The sequence below is a fragment of the Parafrankia soli genome (assembly GCF_001854695.1).
GTDB classification, from domain to species: domain Bacteria; phylum Actinomycetota; class Actinomycetes; order Frankiales; family Frankiaceae; genus Parafrankia; species Parafrankia soli.
In genome coordinates, this window is record NZ_MAXA01000001.1 from 53,053 (window position 1) to 74,731 (window position 21,679).

Below are 21,679 nucleotides of genomic sequence, written 5' to 3' on the forward strand. Positions count from 1 at the left end.
CCTCACGTCGCCTCGCCGGCCCTCGCTGACGTCGCCCTCGCGTGGCCTTCGATCGGCGGGGCCGGCCGGGCCGCGGGCCGCCGCTGCCGCTGCCGCTCCGGATCGCCGCCAAGAGCGAAGTCCAGCAGCTCCACATGACGGGCTGACCAGCTGTTCGCCGCGACGAACCGGTGGCGTTCCGCTTCGGTCACCTCCGGCCAGCCGCGGACCTCCCTGAACGCGGCCACCGGATCGTCGCCCGGCGCCAGCAGCCTGACCCGCGGTCCCACGCCCCGGACCGGTGTCAGGTCGCTCGCCAGGACGGGCCGCCCCGCCGCCAGGTACTCGTACAGCTTGATCGGATCCATCGCCTCCGTCAGCGAGGTCACCCGGTGCGGTAGCAGGCACACGTCCGCCGCGGCGATCAGCCCGGTGACGGCCGGCCGGGGGAGATGGCCTGGCAGGACCACCGAGGGCAACGCCCGCAGCGGGGCGGCGTGTCGCTCGTCCTTGACGGGCCCGGCGAGTATCACCGTGCTCTCCGTCGCCAGCCGGGCGACCATGTCGACGTCGAGCCGGTCGTCGACAGTGCCCGCGTAGACGCACCACGGCCGGGGCAGGCCCGTGGTCAGCGCGGGTGCCGGCGGCAGCCGCTCCCACTCGGCGGGATCGACGCCGTTGTGGACGACCAGTGAGCCTCCGGTGGGAGCGAGCCGCCGGCGCAGCGACTCCGACACCGCGACCACCGGCCGCCGCCGGCGGCGGATCTCGGCGTAGGCATCCTGGAACGCCGGGTGCCAGCGTTCCAGCGGGGGGTAGGTCGCCCAGTCGTCACGGGCGAAGTAGACGACCGAGTCGGCCCATTCCAGCTCGGCGAGCCCGGCCAGCAGCGGGTACGTCGTGACGACCACGGGCCGCTCGCAGCGGGCCTGCTCCGCGGCCCGTCGCAGCACCCGGTCGTAGCGCCGGTAGGTGTGGCGCAGCATCGCGGGCGAGACCGGGTCCTCGCGACGCCAGCGGCGCGCGGACACGACGTAGCGGTCCGGCCTGCTCGTCGGTGGAATGGCCACCACCGGGTCGCCCTTCGCCAACGCTGTCACCCGGCTGCGGAACGGCTCGGCGACGAGTAGCCGTCGCACCCGCGGCGACTGCATCAGGGTGAGCAGGACGCGGTCCGGCGGCCGCATGTAGGAGCGGATCGCCATGTCCCGCAGCGTCTCCCTGGACAGGGTGAACACGACGTCGCGCGCGGGGGCGGAGCGGGGGTCGGGCTCGGGCATGGGTCGGTTCCTCCGTCGAGATCAACGAGACCGCCGGTGTGACCGTCGGCGTCGGGCGCCGTGCTCGGCCGCCGCCGCGAGCGGCCACTGATCCTGGGGCGGGACGGATCCGGGAGCCGGGCCGTCGGACGGCCCCCGACCCGGCGCCGTCCCGCGCTTTCCGCGCAGCACGCCGCGCAGCTGGCGCCGGCAGGTCGGCATGGCCGACACGACAGCCACATACGCCGCCACGCCGGCCGTCCCGGCGGTGACGAGCTCGGCGATCGGGGGCAGGTCCACCACCGCCCGCACCCCGGCGGTCACCGCGGCGAGCACCGCGCTGGCGAGGACGGCCGGCGCGATCGAGGTCGCGACATCCGACAGCCTGACCGGGGTGTCGCGGGTGGCGCTGGCAAGCATCGGGACGGCGGTCACCACCGAGGCGATGCTGACGGCCCAGGCGACGCCCACCGGCCCCCAGGGCAACCCCAGGAAGAACGAGGCCACGGTGAGCGGACGGGTCACCGCGGCGACCTTGAGCATCTTGTCGGCCCGGTTCCGCGAGACCCACAGCCAGGTCGCCGTCGAGCTGATCGCCTGGGCGAATCCGGCGATCGCCAGCACTCTGAAGATCGGCACGACCCCGCTCCACGGCGCGCCCAGCAGGCCGGTGACGAACACGTCTGCGAGCAGCGCCATCAGCACGACCAGCGGAAGAGCGAGCAGTGCCACGGTGAACACGGCGGCGCGGTAGTAGTCGCGGAATCGGTCCGGCTGGTCGTGGAGCCTGGACAGGGTGGGGATCGCGACCATGTTGACCGGCTGGTTGACCTGCTGCAGCGGGAGCAGGAGCAGCGCGTACGCACGGGAGTAGAGGCCGAGGGCCGCCGGCCCGGCGAACCGGCCCACCAGGACGTTGTCGGCGTTGCGGCTGACGTACCCGAGCAGGCCGGAGCCGGCGACGCTGCCGCCGAAGCGCAGCATCGGCGCGAGGCCGTCCGCGCGGGCCGGTCGGCTCGGCCGCCAGTCGCAGGCCGTCCAGACGAGAACCGCCCGGGCGAGGGCCGCCGAGGTCGGCATGAGCGCCAGCGACCAGTAGCCGGCCCCCAGTGACGCGAGAGTGATGGCCACGACGATGCTGGTGGTCCGGCCGATCATGTCGCGGGCCGCGACGGAGCCGAACTTCATCTGCCGTTGGAGCAGCGCCTGGTGCTGTACGAGGGCGCCGGTGATCAGGTATGACGGCGCGACGACGAGGGTGATTCCGACGAGCTCGTCGTGCCCGTAGAACAGGGCGATCAGCGGGCTGGCCGCGGCCAGCGCCACCGCGAGGCTGAACCCGACCACGACGTTGACCCAGAACAGCGCGCTGACCTGACTGTGAGTGATCGTCTTGCGCTGGATGACGGCCTGGGAGAGCCCGAGGTCCGTCAGCTGGTCGGCGAGAGCCGAGATCGCCAGCACCATCCCGACGAGGCCGTAGGCGTCCGGCGACAGCAGCCGGGCCAGAATAATCGTTGAGCCGAATTGGGTGAACAATCGCCAGAGTTGGGCGCCGGCCGTCGCCGCCACACCTCTCCGGGACCGCCCGGCAAGGCCCTGGTTCAGTTCCGAGGTGTCGAGCCAGCGTCCTTGCTTTCCGTCTAAGAATGCTTGTCGGCGAGCAGATCGCGAGGCCGGCTCGGTGCGGGATTTCACCACAAACGATCAAGCTTTCCGCTAAAACGCATGGTCAGGGCACTGTACCCTGATGCGTTGACCGGCCTGACCGCCCGGTTCATCTCGAGTTCCCCAAAGGGCCGGACGGATCGAACAACATCTGTTCTAGTATGTCGTCAGTGGGTGACCTGTCCAGCAGCGGCGCTCACCGCAGGTTCGCTTGGTCAATCTGGGGGAGCAGTGACGTTGAGTAATCGCGTGCTGATCATAGTGCAGAACCTGCCGGTACCGCTCGACCGACGGGTCTGGCTGGAATGTCAGGCCCTGGTGAGTGCCGGTTACGAGGTGCGGGTCATATGCCCCAAGGGGCCGGGTGACCCGGACTGTGAGCTGCTCGACGACGTGTACCTCTACAAGTACGAGCCGTACGTCGCAACGTCCGGCGTATTCTCATATATGAAAGAGTTTTTTGTCTGCTGGATGCGCACCGCCCGGCTGGCGCGCCGGGTCTACCGGGAACGCGGCTTCGACGTTATCCAGGTGTGCAATCCGCCGGACACCTACGCGTTGCTCGCGTTATTCTATCGGCGGCGCGGTGTGCGCCTCGTGTACGACCAGCACGACCTCTGCCCGGAGGTCTACCAGTCCCGTTTCGAGCGCCCGTCGCGGATTCTTCTCGCCTTCCTTTTCGCGCTCGAGCGCATCACCTACGGGCTGTCGCACCACGTCATCTCCACCAATGACTCCTACCGTGAGATCGCGATCCGCCGTGGCGGCCGGACCAGGCAGGACACGACGGTCGTGCGCAGCGGCCCGGACACCGATCGGATGCGGCCCGGCGCAGTCCACCCGGAACTGCGGAAAGGCCGCGAGTTCCTGCTCTGCTATCTCGGGGTGATGGGCCCGCAGGACGGAGTGGACAACGCGCTGCGTGCCCTCGACATCCTCGTCCACCAGCGCGGCCGCACCGACGTCCACATGGCCCTGCTCGGTTTCGGCGACTGCTATGACGATCTGTGCGCGCTCGCCACGGAGCTGGATCTTGACGACCACGTGACCTTCACCGGTCGCGCGGACCACGAGATGATCGACAAATACCTCTCGACCGCCGACCTGGCGGTCGGACCGGACCCGATGAACCCGCTCAACAACGTGTCGACCATGAACAAGACCATGGAATACATGGCCTACGGCCTGCCCGTGGTCACGTTCGATCTCGTCGAGACCAGGGTCACCGCCGCGGACATCGCGGAATACGTCGAACCCGGCGACATCGACGGGTTCGCCGCCGCGATCGAGCGGCTGCTCGATGACCCGGAGCGGCGGGCCGACCTGTCCAAGCGGGGCCGGCAGCGCGCGGTAGAGGTACTGGACTGGAGCCTGCAGGTCCCCGGCTACGTGGATGTCTTCGACCGCATCACCGGGCGGGAGCGCCCGGCCGGCGAGCGGGTCCGCCCGAGGCCGGTTGACTGCGCCGTCCCGGCGCCACGCCGCCGCGAGCAGGCCGGCTCCCATACACCGGCGGCGGCACCTGGCGGCGACCACGAGGGCGACGAGCTCAGATCGGCGACGGGGTGACGGCACCGCTCTCCGCGGGCTCCGCCCCGGCGCCGCACGGCGTCGGTGATGTCCCAGCCAGCGTCGTCCTGGCCAGCGTCGTCGTGCCGGCGCACAACGAGGAGTCCGTCATCGGACGGTGCCTCGCGGCGCTCAGCGTCGGGCTGCCCACCGGAGCACTCGACGTGATCGTGGTGTGCAACGGATGCACGGACGGCACAGCCGCGGCCGCCCGTGCCCGTGGCGTCCGGGTGATCGAGACGGATCGGGCGAACAAGGCGGCCGCCCTGAACACCGGGGACGCGGCGGCCATGGCCTTCCCGCGCTTCTACGTCGACGCCGACGTGGAGGTCGCCGGAGCGGTGCTGCTCGAGGTCGCCGACGTCCTGCGCACGGGTGCGGCGCTCGCCGCGGCGCCCGCGCTGCGTCCGTGCATGACCGGGGTGGCCCGGCCCGTCCGCGACTACTACCGGATCTGGACGCGCCTGCCCTATGTCGCCGACGGGCACGTGGGCTCCGGGGTCGTCGGTGTCAGCGATGTCGGGCGGAAGCGTTTCACCCGCTTTCCCGAGGCCATCGCCGACGATCTGTACCTCTACCACCAGTTCAGCGCGGAGGAACGGACCACGGTGGACTCCGTCCACTTCACCGTCTATCCCGCGAGGACGGTGCGGGATTTCGTCCGGAGGAAGATCCGGGTGTACGCCGGGAACATCGAACTCCGCGGCCGTGGGCTGGTGCCCGCGGAGAACCGGAACACCGGCAGCGCGTCCTGGCTGTCCGTCGTCGTCGCCGATCGCCGGCTGCTCACCGCCGCCCCCGCCTACCTCACCATCTCGGCGGTGGCGAAGCTGCTGGCCATCCGGAAGGTCCGCCACGGCGACCTCGGTGCCTGGGAGCGTGACGACAGCAGCAGGCGCCTTCTTGAGGAGACGACGTGACCAGGGTTCTCGGCTTTCTTCGTTCCCTGCTCGACGCCCGCGCCCTGCTGCACTCACTGCGGATCCTCCACTTCTACAACTACTCGCATGTCCAGCAGGTTCGCCGGATGACGATCGAACGGGGTGTCCGCCTGGCGCCGAACGTCTCCGTCCGGAACGGGGAGCGGGTGGAGATACGGGCGTTCGCCCACATCGGTGAGCGGGTTTCGCTGTGGGCCGGTGACCGCACTGGCCGGATCGAGATCGGCGAGCACTCCCTGATCGGCCCGGGCACGTTTCTCACGGCCGCGAACTACGAGACGCTGCCGGACATCGTCATCGACAGCCAGCCGAAGCGGGAGGCGGACATCGTCATCGGCAACGACGTGTGGGTCGGCGCCAACTCGGTGGTTCTTCCGGGCGTGACGATAGGCGACAGCACGATTGTCGGCGCCGGTTCTGTCGTCACGAAGTCGTTGCCCGCCGGAGCGTTGGCCGCGGGTGTTCCGGCGAAGGTCATCGGGAAGCGCGGGGAGTCGACCCGTTCCGGTCGTGCCGTCCAGGCGGACCGGCCTGAGCAGAACGGCCGTGCCGGTGTGGACGGCACCGGGCGGCGCCCCGGCTCCCACCCGGCGGGTGAGCAGTGACCGTCGAGGTGTCCGTGCTGGTCGTGTCCTACAACACCGCCGAGCTGACGGTCCGGTGCCTGGAGTCCGTCCTGGCTGAGCCGGCCGGGGTCGAGATTGAGATCATCGTCGTCGACAACGCCTCGACGGACGGCTCCCCGGACGCCATTCGGGACGCGTTCCCGGCGGTGCGGCTGATCGAGTCGGCGACGAACCTCGGGTTCGGCCGCGCGGTCAACCTGGCGGCCTCCCACGCCGACGGGGACTATCTGCTCCTGCTGAACCCCGACGCCGTCGTCCTCGATCGGGCGGTCGCCGAGATCCTCACCTTCGCCCGCCGGAACCCGGCCTGCGGGCTCTACGGCGGGCGGACGCTGCGGCCGGACGGATCGGTCGACCCGAGCTCCTGCTGGGGGGCACCCAGCCTGTGGAGCCTGGCGTGCTTCGGGGTCGGCCTGTCGACGATGTTCCACGGATCGAGGATCTTCGATCCGGAGTCGCTCGGGCGCTGGCAGCGCGACAGCGTCCGCGAGGTCGGTGTCGTCACCGGATGCCTGCTGCTGGTCAGCCGCGGCCTCTTCGAACGGCTGGGCGGGTTCGACCCCCGGTTCTTCATGTACGGGGAGGACACCGACCTGTCGATGCGGGCGCGGGCCGCCGGCTACCGCCCCACGATCGTCCCGACCGCGGCGATCGTGCACCACGTCGGGGCCTCGTCCTCGAACTGGGCGGCCAAGCACGTGCTCGTCCTCCGCGGGAAGACCACGCTGGCGAGGAAGCACTGGACGGGGTGGCGGCAGCGGCTCTGCCTGGCGATGATCGTTCTTGGGGTGGCGCTGCGGGCCCTGGCCGATCTGGGGTCGGGGCTGGCCCGTGGGCGGCCGCGGGCGCGTGCGAGCGACTGGCGCGCGCTCTGGCGTCGGCGGCGGGACTGGTGGCCCGGCTACCCCCCGTACACCGAGCCCACGGGCGGCGTCCCCAGCCAGTCGCGCGTCCCGCCCGAGCCCGCATCCGGCACGTGTCACCCGTCCCGACATCTGACGAGGCCATGAGCAGTTCGCTACCCGAGCGGTCCCTCGACCTGTGGCGCAGGGCCCGCAGCCGGGCCTTCACCCGGTTCCTGGCCGGGTCGTTCGGGGCGCTTGGCCCGCGTACCGACATCGAGCCGCCGTTCCGGCTCTACGGCGCCCGCTGGATGTCGATCGGCGCCGGCGTCCATGTGGGCCCCGGCTCGTGGTTCCAGGTGATCGATGGGGACGGCGAGCCGGCGGCGCCGGTGATTCGAATCGGCGCGGGCTCGTCGTTCGTCGGGTGGTGCACGCTGTCGGCCGTCCGCGGCATCACGATCGGGGACAGAGCGATGTTCGCGCGTGGCGTCTACGTGGCCGATCATGACCACGCCTACCGGGCGGCCGGCGTCGCGATCCGGGACCAGGGCCACACGGGCGTCGCCCCGGTGGCGATCGGCGACGGCGCCTGGCTGGGCCAGAACTGTGTGGTCACAGCGGGCTCGACGATCGGCCGCGGCGCCGTCGTCGGCGCGAACAGCGTCGTGAAGGGGGTCGTGCCCGACTTCAGTCTCGCGGTAGGGGCGCCCGCCCGGGTCGTCCGGAGCTGGGCGCCGCACGGCGTCCCGAGCCGGCCGTGAGGCTGGGCCGCCGGTCAGCCCGGCGGCCCGGCCAGTCTGTGCTCGGTCAGCTCGGGTCCGTGTCCCCGCGGCCGGCGACCTCGGCCGGCGCGGTCTCCACCGGGCTCACGTCGGCCAGCGCCGGGTGGTGCTGGTCCCGATCGGATATCACGGCCTCACGCAACGGGACGGGCCACTGCACACCGAGGACCGGGTCGGCAAGATTCACGAAGACGTAGCTGTCGTACCGGTCGGCACTCCAGTGCTCGTTGACGCTGTACAGATAGTAGGTGTCGTCCTCGATCGTCTGATAGGAGTTCGCGACCCCCTGAGGCAGGAAGACGGCTCGGTTCCGGTCGAGTTCGACGGTGACGACGGTTCCGAAGCTCTTCCCTGCTCGCAGGTCGACATAGGCGCAGAAGACGCGGCCCTTCACCACCGATATGTACTTGTCCCAGGGCTCGGCATGAAAGCCCCGTGTCACGCCTATCTTTTTGTTGTAGGAAAGGCTGTTCTGGACGACCCGGAAGCTCGCGGGAATCCCTGCGTCAACGAGCTTGGCGTGGTGGAACTTCTCCTGGAACCAGCMGCGCTCATCCTCGATGGACGTAACATCGAACACAAAAAGGCCCGGAATCTCGGTCTCGGAGCCGGTGAACTGCGTGGTAGTCAGGACGGCCACGGAAGATCTCCCTCTTGCGCCCGGTACCCGGGCAGCCGGAGAACCTGATGGGTTTTCTCGGCGGCCGAGCACTCCGATACACGGAAGTGTGGACGGCATGAATCGGCGGTCGATGTCGGACCGGCGCCGGCGGTGGCCCGGCCGCCGGTGCCGGTGGTGCCCGGCTCGGCCTTGATGGACGGCGCGGCGGGCGGCGGGAGCTGGGCGGCAAGGATGAGATGAGGAGGCACCGCGCCACTGCGCATGACCGCGGACCCGGTAGTCGTCGAGGTCGGTTGAGCGAAACCTCGGCGGCCGACATCCGCGTGCTGAACTATATCAGCACCTTACTCACTCCGTCGTGGTCCTTCGGTGCGTGTGGCAGGTGGCTTAGATCTCTTCTGGGGTGCGATGTCGACCATGGGATGAAGTGTCGGCTTCTCACGGGTAAACCCGGTTCACTCGGCCCCTCCACCCGAAGGGGGTGGTGCTCTGAGAATGTCTGCCGTGGCCGCCTGGGCGAGGGTGCGGTGATGTCTGGTCAGGCCGGTCACCGAACCGCCCGACAGCGTTCGCCGCCGGCCGGCGGGCCGGCTTGGAGCCCGGCCGCCCGCATGGCCCTGGCGAGCCGGGTGCGGGGTGCGAAGCCGGCTCTCATAGGCCCACCAGAATGCGGGATGGACGCCCGCGGTATTTGCGTGCGCCGCGCCCGGCTGATTTCCGGGGCACCGTCACGCGACGTCGGCTGACTTCTTCCGGCCGGCCGCGTCGGCCGCGCCGGGCGATTCACCGCGGGGGGTGGTCGGGGAACGTGAAGCAGAGCACGTCTCGACCGGTCCGCGGCCACAGGTACGCCGTCTACAGTCACGAGTGTGATCACAGACGCACAGCAGGCGCGGCCGCGGTGGCGGCGTGCGCTGCGCTCCGGGGTGCTCGGTGTGGCGCTTCTGATCGCCGTGCTGAACGTGCGAATGATCGTCTTCCCGAGGATCGACAAGCCGCGTCCCGTGGACGCGATCTTCATGCTCGGGGGTCCGGGCGAACGGCGGGACAAGGCCGTCGAGCTGGCCAGGTCCGGCATCGCCCCGGTTCTGGTGGTCTCGATGCCCGGCACCTGGCGGTGCCCCGACGCGGCCGAGGTCGGCCGGGACATCCAGGTCATCTGCTTCTGGCCGGACCCGGTGACCACCCAGGGCGAGGCTCGCGAGGCCGGCCGCCTGGCCAGGATCCACGGCTGGCGCTCGATCCTGTTCGTCACGGACCGCTCCCAGGACAGCCGGGCCAGGCTGCGCATCGAGCGCTGCTACGACGGTGAGGTCCTGGTGGACGCCGTCGGGACCCCCCGACGGCAGTGGCCGTACCTGATCGCCTACCAGACCGCGGCGACCGTCAAGGCGCTGGTCTGGCAGCGCGGCTGCTGATCGACAGGCGGGCCGGCAGCGGTCAGCCGAGATCAGCGGTCAGGTCGGCAGCGGTCAGCAGTCCCGCTGGACGATCAGCGCCTTGCCCATCGCGGCCCACTCGTAGGCGATCATGTACGGCCACATGCTCTTTGCCGGCGCGACCGGGCTCATGAGCACCTGCCCCGAGTAGCAGCGCCCCAGCCGCAGCCGCGCGCGGGTCGTCTGGCTGGTCGAGGTGATCACGAGCACCGACTTCCAGTCGTACCGGGCGGCCGCGGCGGCCACCCAGCGTGACTCGCCCTGGGTGGTCACCGGATCCGGGGCGAAGCAGATCACCTCGACGTTCGGGATGGCCGGGGGGCACGGGTCGTCCGCCGTGGGCACCGAGACGGCCAGCGTCGGCGCGTACCCGGCCACGGCCAGGCTCACCGCGTGCTCGAGGCGGCCCGGGCTGCCGGCGAACATCACGATGGCGTCGACCGGGGCGGGGGAGTCCCGCCGGGGATGGACGAACAGCCGGAAGGTCGCGCCGAGGAACATGACGCTCACGACCCCGAGGACCCCGAGCACAGTGGTGCGCCGCCGCCCGCGGTCCCGGGCGCGGCCCGCGGGCGGCTGCCCGGGACCTGCCGGTGGTCGCTCGCGGCCCGCCGAGGGCCGTCCGCGGGCCCCCCAGGGGTCCTCGCCCGTCCACGGGGGACGTGCTGGTGGTGCCGACATCGCGGCGCCCCCTCAGCCCGGCCAGCCGGCCGGACGGCCGGCGTCGGCATCCGGGCCCGACAGCCCACCGGAAGGCCCCTCCGGGGCGGGCGAGGCCGGCCAGCGCGCACCGAAGCCGCTGCCCAGCCCGGGCCTCGGCCGGCCCAGGCCGAACGGGCGGGCGGGGGCGTCCTGGGCGGGCAGTGGCAGGGCCGGCTCGGGGCCCGGGCCGGTGGCCGTCTCCTCCCCGGCCGGGGCGTCCGCGGGCCGCGCGCCGGCCTCGACGTCCACCCCGCCCGGCGGCGGGGCGTTCCAGCGCGGGTGGTGGAACGGCGCGCGCGCCGCTTCGCGGGGCCAGACCGTCCAGGACGCGCCGGACTGCCACTGGACGATCGGGACCTGATGGCCGACCTGGAGCCCGGTCGCCTCGTCGAGCCGGAAACGGCCCAGCATGGTCGTGGTGTCGAGGCCGCGCGCGGCGGCCAGGAGCGAGGCGTCGCCGACGCCGCCGCAGTGGCGGATGCAGCGCCCCAGGATCAGCCCCCCCACGTACGCCCAGGCGGCGGTCGCCGTCGGCGGGACGCCGTGCAGCGTGGCGAAGTCGGCGGAGAACTCCCGTGCGGTCGGGCCCGTCCCCACCTCGGCGACGCTGTCCGGGGCCCAGCTCGCAGGGGCCAGCAGGCCCTCGCGCAGCGCGCCCAGCGTCGCCGTGGCCTCGGCGCTCACCGCGGTGGAGAACGCCGCGGCCCGCCACGAGCGGCGCAGCAGCACGTTCGCGATCTCCAGCTCGTCGTCGGCGCCGCCGTGCACGATGAGGACGTCCGCCGGCGGGAGCAGCCGGGCCGCCTGCGCTCCGCGGCCGGGCGGGAACACGTTGGAGGTGACGTCGTAACCCTGGGAGCGGGCCGCGGCCTTGGTCACCGACGTCAGCTCGACCGCGAGATCCCCCGAGGCCAGCAGCGCGACCCGGCGGGCGTGGCGGTCCACCGAGCGGATCGCCGAGAGCACCCCGCGCGGCCAGGTGGAGGTCGGCGCGGCCACGTTGACGACGTGCGGGAACGACTGGCGCATGAAACGCGTGGACGGGGCACCGGCGTTGAACACGACCCGGCCCGTCGCGCCGAGCGTGGCGAGCGCCGCGCGCGGGCCGACCGGGCCGAAGACGGCGGCGGGCTCGGCCGCCGCGGCCGAGCGCATCGCGCCGACCGGGTCGGGGTGGGCGTCGTAGGCCGTCACGCCCACTTCGTCCCAGGGCGGCGGCAGCCGTTCGTCACGCGCCCACAGCGTCATTCCGCGCAGCGCCGCCAGGCCAAGGGCGGCGTCCGGTCCGGTCAACGGCGTGACCAGCGCGACGGGGAGCGGAGTCGTCATCGGCAGAAACCCGTGAGGTCAAGCACTCCTTCAGAATCCCACGGCCGTCGGGGCGGCACACCCGGCGGGAGTCCTAGGATCTGCGGTGGGCAAGGGGACGTCGACGGCAACTGAAGGAGCGAACGGGTGGCGAGGAACTCCGGACGCGTCGGTGACCCTCCACCGCCGCCCGAGCCGCTGCCCGTCCCGGCGGTCGACGCGCACTGCCATCTGGACCTGATGGGCACCCCGGTGGCCGAGGCCATCGCCGCGGCCCGCGCCGTCGGCATCACCCGGATGGTCTCCGTCGGCGTCGACCTGCCGACCAGCCGCTGGCAGGCCGAGATCGCCGCGGCCAACCCGGAGGTCCGCGCGGCGGTGGCGATCCATCCCAACGCGGCGGCGAACGGCGTCGGCGAGGAGACGTTCGAGGCGATCGCGGCGCTTGCCCGCCTGGACGGTGTCGGCGCGGTCGGCGAGACCGGGCTCGACTACTACCGCACGCCCCCGGAGCAGCACGCCGCCCAGCAGGCGAGCTTCCGCCGGCACATCGCCATCGCCAAGGAGACCGGCCGGGCCCTGATGATCCACGACCGGGAGGCGCACGACGACACGCTGCGCATCCTGGCCGAGGAGGGCGCGCCCGAGCGGGTCGTGTTCCACGCCTTCTCCGGCGACGCGGAGATGGCCAAGATCTGCGCCGACGCCGGGTACGTGATGTCCTTCGCCGGCAACGTCACCTTCAAGAACGCCCAGGAGCTGCGCGACGCCGCCGCGGTGGTGCCCGCCGAGCTCCTGCTGGTCGAGACCGACGCGCCGTACCTCACCCCGGTCCCGTGGCGCGGGCGGCCCGGCGGCCCGTATCTGGTGCCGCTCACCCTGCGGCTGCTGGCACAGACCCGCGGCGAGGCCGTCGACGAGCTCGCCGCCCAGGTCGCCGCCAACGCGGAACGGACGTTCGGGCCCTGGTAGAGACCGAGGCGCTGCTCTCGCCGGCCGACGTCCGGGAGCTCGCCCACGCCCTTGACCTGCGGCCGACGAAGCGCAGGGGCCAGAACTTCCTGGTGGACCCGAACACCGTCCGCCGGCTGGTGCGCCTGGCCGCGGTCGGCCCGGACGACGTCGCGCTCGAGGTGGGCCCCGGGCTGGGCTCGCTCACCCTCGGCCTGGTCACCGAGGCGGCGGCGGTGGCCGCGGTCGAGGTCGATCCGGTGCTCGCCGCCGCCCTGCCCGTCACCGCCGCGGCCCGGCTGCCGGCGGCGGTGGCCGCCCGGCTCCACGTCGTCGAGGCGGACGGCCTGCGGGTCGAGCCGGCCGACCTGCCGCCGGCGGTCGCCGCGCCGACGGTGCTGGCGGCGAACCTGCCGTACAACGTGGCCGTCCCGCTGCTGCTCGGTCTGCTGGAGCGGTTCCCGTCGATCGAACGGGGCCTGGTGATGGTGCAGGCCGAGGTCGCCGACCGCCTCACCTCGCCGCCCGGCGGGCGGATCTACGGCGTGCCGAGCGTGAAACTGGCCTGGTACGCGCAGGCCCGGCCGGCCGGCGCGGTGCCCCGCCCGGTGTTCTGGCCGCAGCCCAACGTCGACTCCGGCCTCGTCGCCTTCACCCGGCGCGCCGCCCCACCGGCGGACGTCGGACTGCGCCGCGAGGTCTTCGCGGCCGTCGACGCGGCCTTCGCCCAACGACGCAAGACGTTGCGGACGGCGCTCGCCCCCTGGGCCGGCTCACCCGCGCGAGCCGAGCAGCTCGCCCGTGCGGCCGGGGTGGACCCGGGCGCCCGCGGCGAGACCCTCGACGTCGAGGCGTTCGCCCGGCTGGCCCAGCAGGCCCGCATCCTCCCGGCCGACCAGCCCGCCTGACCGCGCTGGTCAGGCGGGGCCGGTCAGCCGACGCCGATGGCGCGGCGGGCGCCGGCGAGGACGGGGCGGGCGCGGTCGCGGGCCTTGTCCGCGCCGGCGGCGAGGATCGCGTCCAGCTCGCTGCCCGGGGCCACCAGCTCGTCGTAGCGGGCCCGCAGTGGGGTCAGCCAGGCGTCGAGCGTCTCGAACAGGGCGTTCTTCAGCTCGCCCCAGCCGGTGCCGCCCTGCTCGAGGCGGACCCGCATGTCCTTGACGGCCTCCGGGTCCGCGAAGTTCTCGTAGATCTGGAAGGCGGCGGAGGCGTCCGGATCCTTCGGCGCCTCGACCGGCGTGCTGTCGCTGCGGATGCCGCGCACCAGTTTGCGTAGCTGGGACGGCGGCGCGAACAGCGGAATCGTGTTCCCGTAGGACTTGCTCATCTTCCGGCCGTCGGTGCCGGGCATCGTCCGCGCGTTGACCCCGGACGGCAGCACCGCCTCGGGAATCTTCAGGCTGAACACGTCGCCGTAGAGGTGGTTGAACGAGCCGGCGATGTCCGCGGCGATCTCGAGGTGCTGCGACTGGTCCTGGCCCACGGGGACGACGTCCGCGCCCATGACGAGGATGTCGACGGCCATCAGGATGGGGTAGTTGAACAGCCCCATGTTGACGCCCGCGTCGAGGTCGGCGATGCCGCTCTCGGCGTTGCGGTCACGCGCCGCCTTGTAGGCGTGCGCCCGGTTCATCAGGCCCTTGCCCGTGACGCAGGACAGGATCCAGGTCAGCTCGAAGATCTCCGGGACGTCGGACTGCCGGTAGAAGACCGTGCGCTCGGGATCGAGCCCGAGCGTGATCCAGGTGGCGGCGACGGACCGGGTGTAGGCGGCGAACTTCGCCCTGTCCCGGATGGAGGTCAGGGCGTGGTAGTCGGCGATGAAGTAGATCGACTCGTACGTCGCCGTCAGGTCGAGGGCGGGGCGGATCGCCCCGATGTAGTTGCCCAGGTGCGGATCGCCGGTCGGCTTGATGCCGGTCAGCGAGACCCGTGGCCGGTCCTGCGTCATGTCGGGTGATTCTACGGCCCACCAGATCGCGCTCTCCCCAACGCGCCCCCGAAGCCCGGGCTCAGGGGCCTGGCTTCGGGGGCGCAGGGGATCACCCCGGGGGTGGCCGGCGTGGTGGTGGGGTCAGGCGTCCCCGCCGAACAGGCCGGTCACTGAGCCGTCCTCGAAGACGGCCTTGATGGCAGCGGCGATCAGCGGCGCGATCGACAGTTCGGTGATCTTGTCGATGCGGGCCTCGCTGGGCAGCGGCAGCGTGTTGGTGAGGACGACCTCGCTGATCTCGGAGTTCTTCAGCCGGTCGGCGGCCGGGCCGGACAGGACGCCGTGCGTCGCCGCGGCGATGACGTCGGTCGCGCCGTGCGCCTTCAGGGACTCCGCGGCCTTCGTGATCGTCCCGGCGGTGTCGATCATGTCGTCCACGATCACGCAGGTGCGCCCGCGGACCTCGCCGACCACGTCGAACATCTTGACCTGGTTCGGGACGTTCGGGTCGCGGCGCTTGTGGATGATCGCCAGCGGGCAGCCGAGCCGGTCGGTCCACCGCTCCGCGACGCGCACCCGGCCGGAGTCGGGCGCCACGACCGTCACCTCGGACGTGTCGAGCTTGCTCTCGATGTAGTCCGCGAGCAGCGGCAGCGCGAACAGGTGGTCGACCGGGCCGTCGAAGAACCCCTGGATCTGGGCGGTGTGCAGGTCGACGGACATCAGCCGGTGCGCGCCGGCGGTCTTGAACAGGTCGGCGACGAGGCGGGCCGAGATCGGCTCGCGGCCGCGGTGCTTCTTGTCCTGGCGGGCGTACGGGTAGAACGGGGCGACGACGGTGATGCGCTTGGCGCTGGCGCGCTTGAGCGCGTCGACCATGATGAGCTGTTCCATCAGCCAGGTGTTCACCGGCGCGGTGTGGCACTGGAGCACGAAGGCGTCACACCCGCGGACGGACTCCTCGAAGCGGACGAAGATCTCGCCACTGGCGAACTCGTACGCGTTCGTGGGGACCGGCTGCACGTCGAGGGCTCGGGCCACCTCGGCCGCGAGCTCAGGGTGGGAACGCCCCGCGAAGAGCATCAGGTTTCGGCGGTTCTCGGTCTGGTATCCCACCGTTATCTCCTCAAGGCATGACTGGCGGCTCTGACAGGCGGCCCGTGACACGGACGGTTGCGGACGTGGACCGTTGATGTGTTCGTCTGCGGCTGACTCGGCTGCTGGTGGCGCTGCTGCTTCGTCGGACTCGACTGGCTCGTCTGCTGGTCGCGGTGGTCGTCGGGGGGCCGGGCGGCGACCGGCGGCGGGCGGGTACCCGTCGCGCCGGGGCCTGGGCTGGGGTCACTGCCTGGTCAGGTCAGATCTACCCGTTCCGCCCGGGCATGGCGCAGGCGGCCGGGAACGAGCGACTCGGGATCAGGCGTCCCCTTCCACGCGGCAGACTGTGTACGACGGTATCGATAGCCGCAGATCAGCCCACCTGCGGCCAAACGGTTTCTACGTTCGGCCTCGCGCGGCGAAAACGCCAGCGATACCGGGTCCCGGGGCCGGGCTGTGGTTCAACTCACGTGCCCGACTGCCCGGGCTGGCCGGGCTCCTGCCCGGCCGGCTCGGGCGTGGCCTGCTTGTGTCCGGCTGGCTCGGCCGTTTCCGCCTCATGCTGCCGGGCGCGCAGCGCGGCCCGCGCCGCGGGGCTGTCCGGCCGGCGGCGCAGTACCCAGCCCGGCACGTTGCGCTGCCGGCCCTCCCTGATCGCGAGCGCTCCCGGTGGGACGTCCTCCCTGATGACGGCGCCGGCGCCGGTGTAGGCGCCGTCCCCCACGGTCACCGGGGCCACCAGCATGGTGTCGCTGCCGATCCGGACGTCCGAACCGATCACCGTGCGGTGCTTGGCGACCCCGTCGTAGTTGACGAACACCGTGGTGCAGCCGATGTTGCTGCGCTCGCCGACCACCGCGTCGCCCACGTAGGCGAGATGGGGGACCTTGGACTCATCGCCGATGTCGGCGGCCTTCGTCTCGACGAAGGCGCCGATCTTGCCGCTGCGACCGAGCCTGGTCCCCGCGCGCAGGTGGGCGAACGGCCCGACGACGGCGCCGGCACCGACCTCGGCGCGCTCGGTCACCGAGCTGACGACACGCGCTCCCGCGCCGACGACCGTGTCGATGAGGGTGCAGTCCGGGCCGACCTCCGCCCCGGTGGCGATCGTCGTGGCCCCACGCAGGTGCGTGTTCGGCCAGACGGTCGTGTCCGGCTCCAGGGTGACGTCGACGTCGATCCAGGTGGTGACCGGGTCGACGATCGTGGCCCCGCCGAGCATTGCGGCGCGGGTGATCCGTTCGCGCAGCGTGCGGCCGGCCTCGCTGAGCTGCACCCGGTCGTTGACTCCGCCGGCCTCGTCCGCGTCGGCGACGACGTGCGCCCCGATCGGCTCGCCGTCCGCGACGAGCAGGCCGACCACGTCGGTGAGGTACTCCTCGCCCTGCGCGTTGTCGGTGGTGAGCCGCTTCAGCGCGGACTGCAGCAGCTCGACGTCGAACACGTAGACGCCGGCGTTGATCTCCCTGATCGCGGCGGTCGCGGGGTCGGCGTCCCGCTGCTCGACGATCGCCCGCACCTGGCCGCCGTCGCCGCGCACGATGCGGCCGTACCCGGTCGGGTCGGCGACGAAGGCCGACAGAACGGTGGCCGCCGCGCCCAGCGCCTGATGGCGCTCGACCAGGCCGGCGATGGTCTCGCCGGTCAGCAGCGGGGTGTCGCCGGGCAGCACGACGACGGACGCGTCGGGCGGGAGACCGTCCAGCGCCGCCAGCGCGGCACGCACGGCGTGGCCCGTCCCGCCCTGGTGCTCCTGGACGGCGGTGATGACGTGCGGCGCCCGCTCGGCGAGCATGGCCGCGACCTGCTCGCGCCCGTGACCGACGACGACCACCGCCCGGGGCGCCCCGACCGGCTCGGTCGCGCGGAGCACATGCTCGAGCAGGGTCAGACCGGCGAGGCGATGCAGGACCTTCGGGGTGCCCGAACGCATTCGCCGCCCCTCGCCCGCCGCCAGGACGATGACAGCCGCCGGACGTGGCTGAGTCACACGAGCTCCCGCAATCTCGATGGACCTGGCTGCGCCCGACCTGCCGAGGGAACGACGCGCCGTGGACGGACCCGCTGACTCACGGTGAGCGCCGTGGGGTCGGTCCTGTTCGGCCGGCCCGCGGAGGGTGAGGCATCGGCTGTCAGCCTACCGAAGAGGYACTCCAACCTCGGCGACGGTGGGTGACTCCGTGCGGTCTGCCGCATCGCGCGAACGCGAGAGCGGCAAAGAGGGAAATCTTTTGACTGGACGTATCTTGAAAATCAAGACGCCGTCTTGTCGAAACAATTTCGGCACCCCGCGACTGCTTGTGCTCCGCCGCCACGACTCGAACGTGGACTAAGAGAACCAAAATCTCCTGTGCTGCCGATTACACTACGGCGGACCGCGGGTAAAACAGGGTTACTGCCGCACCCACTCTACCATCGTGCCCGGCAACGGAAGAAATGTACGTGGGCCTCCCGGCGAGTGTCTGTGGTCCCCCCGGTGTGCTGTGCGGATCAGGGTGTGTCCCGGGCCCGGCTCTAGCTGGAGCGGCGTCAGGGCGTCGCGGCACGTAGTCACCCCCCGGCCGAGGTCGTCGGGTGTATTCGTGTTGTGTCCGTGTGAACACTCTCGCCGCCGTCGGTTGATCCCGACGCAAGGTGATGATCCTGTCGCGAGGGGTGTCGGCGCGGAGGGGGGTGGAATCCTGTGGATCGGGAAAGATGCCATCCGTCGCGTGGAGGCCGTCGGCGTGGGCTGGGCGGTCCGGCCCGTTTGCGTGGCGGACGCCGTGAATGGTGCCCGTTGTCATCCAGGCGGGCTAACGTGGCGACCAGAGGGTCGGCAGTGGGCGGCCCACCGCGACGGACGGGATGAARCAATGACCGCTACCGACACGGTGAAAGCGACCGAAACCAGGCATCAGGGTGCGGCCGTGGTTGGAGGTGACCAGTCCGTCGCGGATGCCGGCGGGGTCACGTCGCCGGCGCCGACCGAGTCCCACACCACCACTCCCTCGATGTTCCGGGCGCGTGGCGAACAGCTTGTGCTTGTGGCGACGATCCTATTTCCGTTCGCGGCGCTTGTCGCGGCAGTTCCGTTGTTGTGGGACCACTGGATCACATGGCGGGACGTCATCCTCGCGGCGGTGATGTACGCGATCACCGGCCACGGCGTCACCGTCGGATTCCATCGCTATTTCACCCACCGGGGTTTCAAGACCTCCAAGCCGGTGCGTGCCGCRCTCGCCATCGCCGGCAACATGGCCATAGAGGGCCCGGTGATCCGCTGGGTGGCCGACCACCGCCGTCACCACGCCTTCAGCGACGCCGACGGTGACCCGCACTCACCGTGGCGCTACGGCACCGGCCCGGCCGCCCTCGCCCGCGGGCTCTGGCACGCCCACGTCGGCTGGCTCTTCGACGTCGAGCAGACCGACCAGCGCCGCTACGCCCCCGACCTCCTGGACGACCCGATGATCGTCCGGGTGAGTCGTTCGTTTGCTCTCTGCGCCTTCGTCAGCCTCGCCCTGCCCGCGGTCATCGGCGGCCTGTGGGGCGGTTCGTTCGAGGCCGCGCTCCAGGCCTTCTTCTGGGCCTCGCTCGTCCGGGTGGCGCTGCTCCACCATGTGACCTGGTCGGTCAACAGCATCTGCCACGTCATGGGCTCCCGGCCCTACCGCTCCCGCGACCGCTCGGGCAACGTGTGGCCGCTGGCCCTGCTTTCCATGGGCGAGTCCTGGCACAACCTGCACCACGCCGAGCCGACCTCGGCCCGGCACGGCGTCCGCCCCTGGCAGATCGACACCAGCTTCTACGTGATCAAGACTCTGGAGATCCTCGGGCTGGCCCGGGACGTCCGCTGGCCCGACCCCGCCCGCCTGGCCGCCAAGCGCGCCTGACCGGCGTCGTCCACTCCCCGCGCCGCTGGTCCCGGCTCTCGACCTCGGCATCTGTCTCTCCACCCCGGCACCCGACCCGAGCCCCGGGTCGGGTGCCGGAGCGGCCTTGCGGGGGATTATTCGATCTTGGAGGCCAGGGTGAGCCACTGGTCCTCGGTCTGGTCCTTCTCGCTGGTGAGGGCGCGGAGCTCGGCGTCGAGGGTGAGGATGCGCTCGTGGTCGGTGGCGGCCTCGGCCAGCGCCTTGTGCAGCTCGGACTCGCGACGTCCCAGTTTCTCGAGGGTCCGTTCCAACCGGGCCAGCTCCTTGCGGGCCGCACGCAGTTCGCCCGAGCTCAGGGCCGGACGCGCGTCCGTTCCCGACGCCTGCCCGGAGCCCGCGGCCGAGCCCGGCCCAGCCGGACCCCCCGCGCCGCCGCCCGAGCCACCGGAGCCGGAAGAGCCGCCTGAACCAGCGGAACGCCCCGAGCCACCCGAGGCGGTGGAGGCACCCGAACCGGCCGTCCCGGAACCTGGGGAGCCGCCCGCCGCCGCGCGCCGGGCCAGGTACTCCTCGACGCCGCCGGGCAGCATCCGGATCCGCTCGTCGCCCAGCAGGGCCCAGACGACGTCGCAGGTCCGCTCCAGGAAGTAACGGTCGTGGCTGACGACGACGAGGGTTCCGGGCCAGGAGTCGAGCAGGTCCTCCAGCGCGGTCAGCGTGTCGGTGTCGAGGTCGTTCGTGGGCTCGTCCAGGAGGAGGACGTTCGGGCGTCCCATCAGCAGACGCAGGAGCTGCAGGCGGCGGCGCTCGCCGCCGGAGAGGTCGCGCACCCTGGTCCACTGCCGGCTCGAGGGCAGGCCGAACTGCTCGAGCATCTGGCCGGCGGTGCGCTCCCGGCCGCGTTCCACCGCCAGGATGCGGGCGACCTGCTCGACCGCCTCGAGTGCCCGCAGGTCGCCGGGCAGCTCGGTGACCTCCTGGGACAGGATCGCCGGGCGCACGCTCGCCCCGCGACGGACCCGCCCCGCGCCCGGTTCGAGGGTGCCGATGAGCAGCCGCAGCAGAGAGGTTTTGCCGGCGCCGTTCACGCCGACCAGGCCGATCCGGTCGCCGGGGCCGAGCCGCCAGGTCACGTCGCGCAGCAGCGTGCGGTCACCGACGGTGAGGTCGACGTCCTCGACGTCGTAGACGTCCTTGCCCAGTCTGGACGCCGCGAAGGTGCGTAGCTCAAGGCTGTCGCGGGCGGGCGGCTCGTCGGCGATCAGCGCGTTGGCGGCGTCGATGCGGAAGCGGGGCTTGCTGGTGCGGGCCGGCGGGCCGCGGCGCAGCCAGGCCAGCTCCTTGCGTAGCAGGTTCTGCCGGCGGGCCTCGGTCGCGTCGGCGCGCCGGGAGCGTTCCGCCCGGGCGAGCACGTAGGCGGAGTAGCCGCCCTCGTAGGCGTCGACCCGGCCGTCGACGACCTCCCACACCTGGTCGCACACCTCGTCGAGGAACCACCGGTCGTGGGTGGCGACGATCAGCGCGCAGCGCCGGGTGGCGAGGTGGCGTGCGAGCCAGGCGACGCCCTCGACGTCGAGATGGTTCGTCGGCTCGTCGAGGATCAGCAGGTCGAGTTCCTGCACGAGCAGGCGGGCCAGCGCGACGCGGCGGCGCTCGCCGCCGGACATCAGCCCGGTCTCCTCGTCGAGCCGGTCGATCAGGCCGAGGCCGGTGAGCACGGCCCGCTGCCGCGGGTCGGCCGCCCAGACATGGTCGGGCACGTCGCCGACGACGGCCGAGCGGACGGTGCCGCCGGGCAGCGAGTCGGCCTGCGAGAGGGCGCCGACCCGGGTGCCGCCGGCGTGCACGACCCGGCCCGAGTCGGGCGGGTGCGTTCCGGAAATGATGTTGAGGAGGGTCGACTTGCCGGCTCCGTTGCGGCCGACCACGCCGACCCGTTCGCCGATGTCGAGCCCGAGGCCGACGCCGTCCAGCAGCGTTCGGGTGCCGTGCGCTGCCGAGACGCTCTCCAACGAGACAACGACCGGGCTCACGCGACGATTCTCCCCACGACTTCGACCGTGACATCCGCCGCGTACTCGGACGCGTCCCGTGCCCGGA

At 71.9% G+C, this 21,679-nt stretch carries 18 protein-coding genes and 1 tRNA gene; 9 read left to right on the forward strand and 10 right to left on the reverse strand.

The window, feature by feature from the left end; genetic code table 11:
• Positions 1-2: 2 nt before the first annotated feature.
• Both BBK14_RS00210 and BBK14_RS00215 read right to left on the reverse strand, forming a co-directional pair.
• Positions 3-1,259: a glycosyltransferase gene (locus BBK14_RS00210; protein WP_071059145.1), complete on the reverse strand. Its 1,257-nt coding sequence runs from the start codon at positions 1,257-1,259 to the stop codon at positions 3-5.
• Positions 1,260-1,280: 21 nt separating this feature from the next.
• Complete coding sequence (locus tag BBK14_RS00215) at positions 1,281-2,810, reverse strand: lipopolysaccharide biosynthesis protein (RefSeq protein ID WP_071059147.1); 1,530 nt, start codon at positions 2,808-2,810, stop codon at positions 1,281-1,283.
• Between the two features lie 345 nt (positions 2,811-3,155).
• Here BBK14_RS00215 and BBK14_RS00220 point away from each other — a divergent pair, with 345 nt between their 5' ends.
• Genes BBK14_RS00220 through BBK14_RS00240 form a run of 5 tightly spaced genes read left to right on the forward strand, consistent with a single transcriptional unit; the run spans position 3,156 to position 7,648 of the window.
• On the forward strand, positions 3,156-4,475 hold the full coding sequence (locus tag BBK14_RS00220) for a glycosyltransferase family 4 protein (protein WP_235014153.1): 1,320 nt from the start codon (positions 3,156-3,158) through the stop codon (positions 4,473-4,475).
• Positions 4,472-5,395, forward strand: coding sequence for a glycosyltransferase (locus BBK14_RS00225; RefSeq protein WP_071059151.1), 924 nt, complete (start codon positions 4,472-4,474; stop codon positions 5,393-5,395). Before BBK14_RS00220 ends, BBK14_RS00225 begins: the two co-directional genes overlap by 4 nt.
• Positions 5,392-6,021, forward strand: coding sequence for an acyltransferase (locus BBK14_RS00230; RefSeq protein ID WP_071059153.1), 630 nt, complete (start codon positions 5,392-5,394; stop codon positions 6,019-6,021). Before BBK14_RS00225 ends, BBK14_RS00230 begins: the two co-directional genes overlap by 4 nt.
• A complete protein-coding gene (locus tag BBK14_RS00235; protein WP_071059155.1) occupies positions 6,018-7,052 on the forward strand; it encodes a glycosyltransferase family 2 protein in 1,035 nt (344 codons plus the stop codon). The genes BBK14_RS00230 and BBK14_RS00235 overlap by 4 nt, the downstream gene beginning before the upstream one ends.
• Positions 7,049-7,648: an acyltransferase gene (locus BBK14_RS00240; RefSeq protein ID WP_071059157.1), complete on the forward strand. Its 600-nt coding sequence runs from the start codon at positions 7,049-7,051 to the stop codon at positions 7,646-7,648. Before BBK14_RS00235 ends, BBK14_RS00240 begins: the two co-directional genes overlap by 4 nt.
• A 46-nt stretch (positions 7,649-7,694) precedes the next feature.
• Here the strand turns inward: BBK14_RS00240 and BBK14_RS00245 are convergent, their stop codons facing one another.
• Entirely contained in the window at positions 7,695-8,309 is a 615-nt protein-coding gene (locus tag BBK14_RS00245) for a dTDP-4-dehydrorhamnose 3,5-epimerase family protein (RefSeq protein WP_071059159.1), read from the reverse strand.
• A gap of 851 nt (positions 8,310-9,160) precedes the next feature.
• Between BBK14_RS00245 and BBK14_RS00250 the strand changes: the two genes are divergently transcribed.
• A complete protein-coding gene (locus BBK14_RS00250) occupies positions 9,161-9,709 on the forward strand; it encodes a YdcF family protein (RefSeq protein ID WP_071059160.1) in 549 nt (182 codons plus the stop codon).
• 54 nt (positions 9,710-9,763) lie between these two features.
• Here BBK14_RS00250 and BBK14_RS00255 read toward each other — a convergent pair whose 3' ends face one another.
• Entirely contained in the window at positions 9,764-10,411 is a 648-nt protein-coding gene (locus tag BBK14_RS00255) for a YdcF family protein (RefSeq protein ID WP_071059162.1), read from the reverse strand.
• 12 nt (positions 10,412-10,423) lie between these two features.
• Positions 10,424-11,761 carry an ABC transporter substrate-binding protein gene (locus tag BBK14_RS00260; protein ID WP_071059164.1) on the reverse strand — a complete coding sequence of 446 codons (1,338 nt, stop codon included), beginning with the start codon at positions 11,759-11,761 and terminating at the stop codon, positions 10,424-10,426.
• A 126-nt stretch (positions 11,762-11,887) separates the two neighbouring features.
• Here BBK14_RS00260 and BBK14_RS00265 point away from each other — a divergent pair, with 126 nt between their 5' ends.
• Positions 11,888-12,712: a TatD family hydrolase gene (locus BBK14_RS00265; RefSeq protein ID WP_071059166.1), complete on the forward strand. Its 825-nt coding sequence runs from the start codon at positions 11,888-11,890 to the stop codon at positions 12,710-12,712.
• A gap of 92 nt (positions 12,713-12,804) precedes the next feature.
• Positions 12,805-13,599 carry a 16S rRNA (adenine(1518)-N(6)/adenine(1519)-N(6))-dimethyltransferase RsmA gene (rsmA, locus tag BBK14_RS00270; protein ID WP_241831001.1) on the forward strand — a complete coding sequence of 265 codons (795 nt, stop codon included), beginning with the start codon at positions 12,805-12,807 and terminating at the stop codon, positions 13,597-13,599.
• A 23-nt stretch (positions 13,600-13,622) separates the two neighbouring features.
• Here the strand turns inward: rsmA and BBK14_RS00275 are convergent, their stop codons facing one another.
• The 4 genes from BBK14_RS00275 to BBK14_RS00290 all read right to left on the reverse strand — a co-directional run bounded on the left by BBK14_RS00275 (position 13,623) and on the right by BBK14_RS00290 (position 18,097).
• A complete protein-coding gene (locus tag BBK14_RS00275; RefSeq protein ID WP_071059168.1) occupies positions 13,623-14,642 on the reverse strand; it encodes a tryptophan--tRNA ligase in 1,020 nt (339 codons plus the stop codon).
• Positions 14,643-14,765: 123 nt separating this feature from the next.
• Complete coding sequence (locus BBK14_RS00280) at positions 14,766-15,740, reverse strand: ribose-phosphate diphosphokinase (RefSeq protein ID WP_071059170.1); 975 nt, start codon at positions 15,738-15,740, stop codon at positions 14,766-14,768.
• Positions 15,741-16,188: 448 nt separating this feature from the next.
• A complete protein-coding gene (gene glmU / locus BBK14_RS00285) occupies positions 16,189-17,712 on the reverse strand; it encodes a bifunctional UDP-N-acetylglucosamine diphosphorylase/glucosamine-1-phosphate N-acetyltransferase GlmU (protein ID WP_083390609.1) in 1,524 nt (507 codons plus the stop codon).
• A 313-nt stretch (positions 17,713-18,025) separates the two neighbouring features.
• Positions 18,026-18,097, reverse strand: a tRNA-Gln gene (locus tag BBK14_RS00290).
• 480 nt (positions 18,098-18,577) lie between these two features.
• Between BBK14_RS00290 and BBK14_RS00295 the strand changes: the two genes are divergently transcribed.
• Positions 18,578-19,597 carry an acyl-CoA desaturase gene (locus BBK14_RS00295; protein ID WP_020458421.1) on the forward strand — a complete coding sequence of 340 codons (1,020 nt, stop codon included), beginning with the start codon at positions 18,578-18,580 and terminating at the stop codon, positions 19,595-19,597.
• A gap of 116 nt (positions 19,598-19,713) precedes the next feature.
• Here the strand turns inward: BBK14_RS00295 and BBK14_RS00300 are convergent, their stop codons facing one another.
• Complete coding sequence (locus tag BBK14_RS00300) at positions 19,714-21,612, reverse strand: ABC-F family ATP-binding cassette domain-containing protein (protein WP_071059174.1); 1,899 nt, start codon at positions 21,610-21,612, stop codon at positions 19,714-19,716.
• Positions 21,613-21,679: the final 67 nt, after the last annotated feature.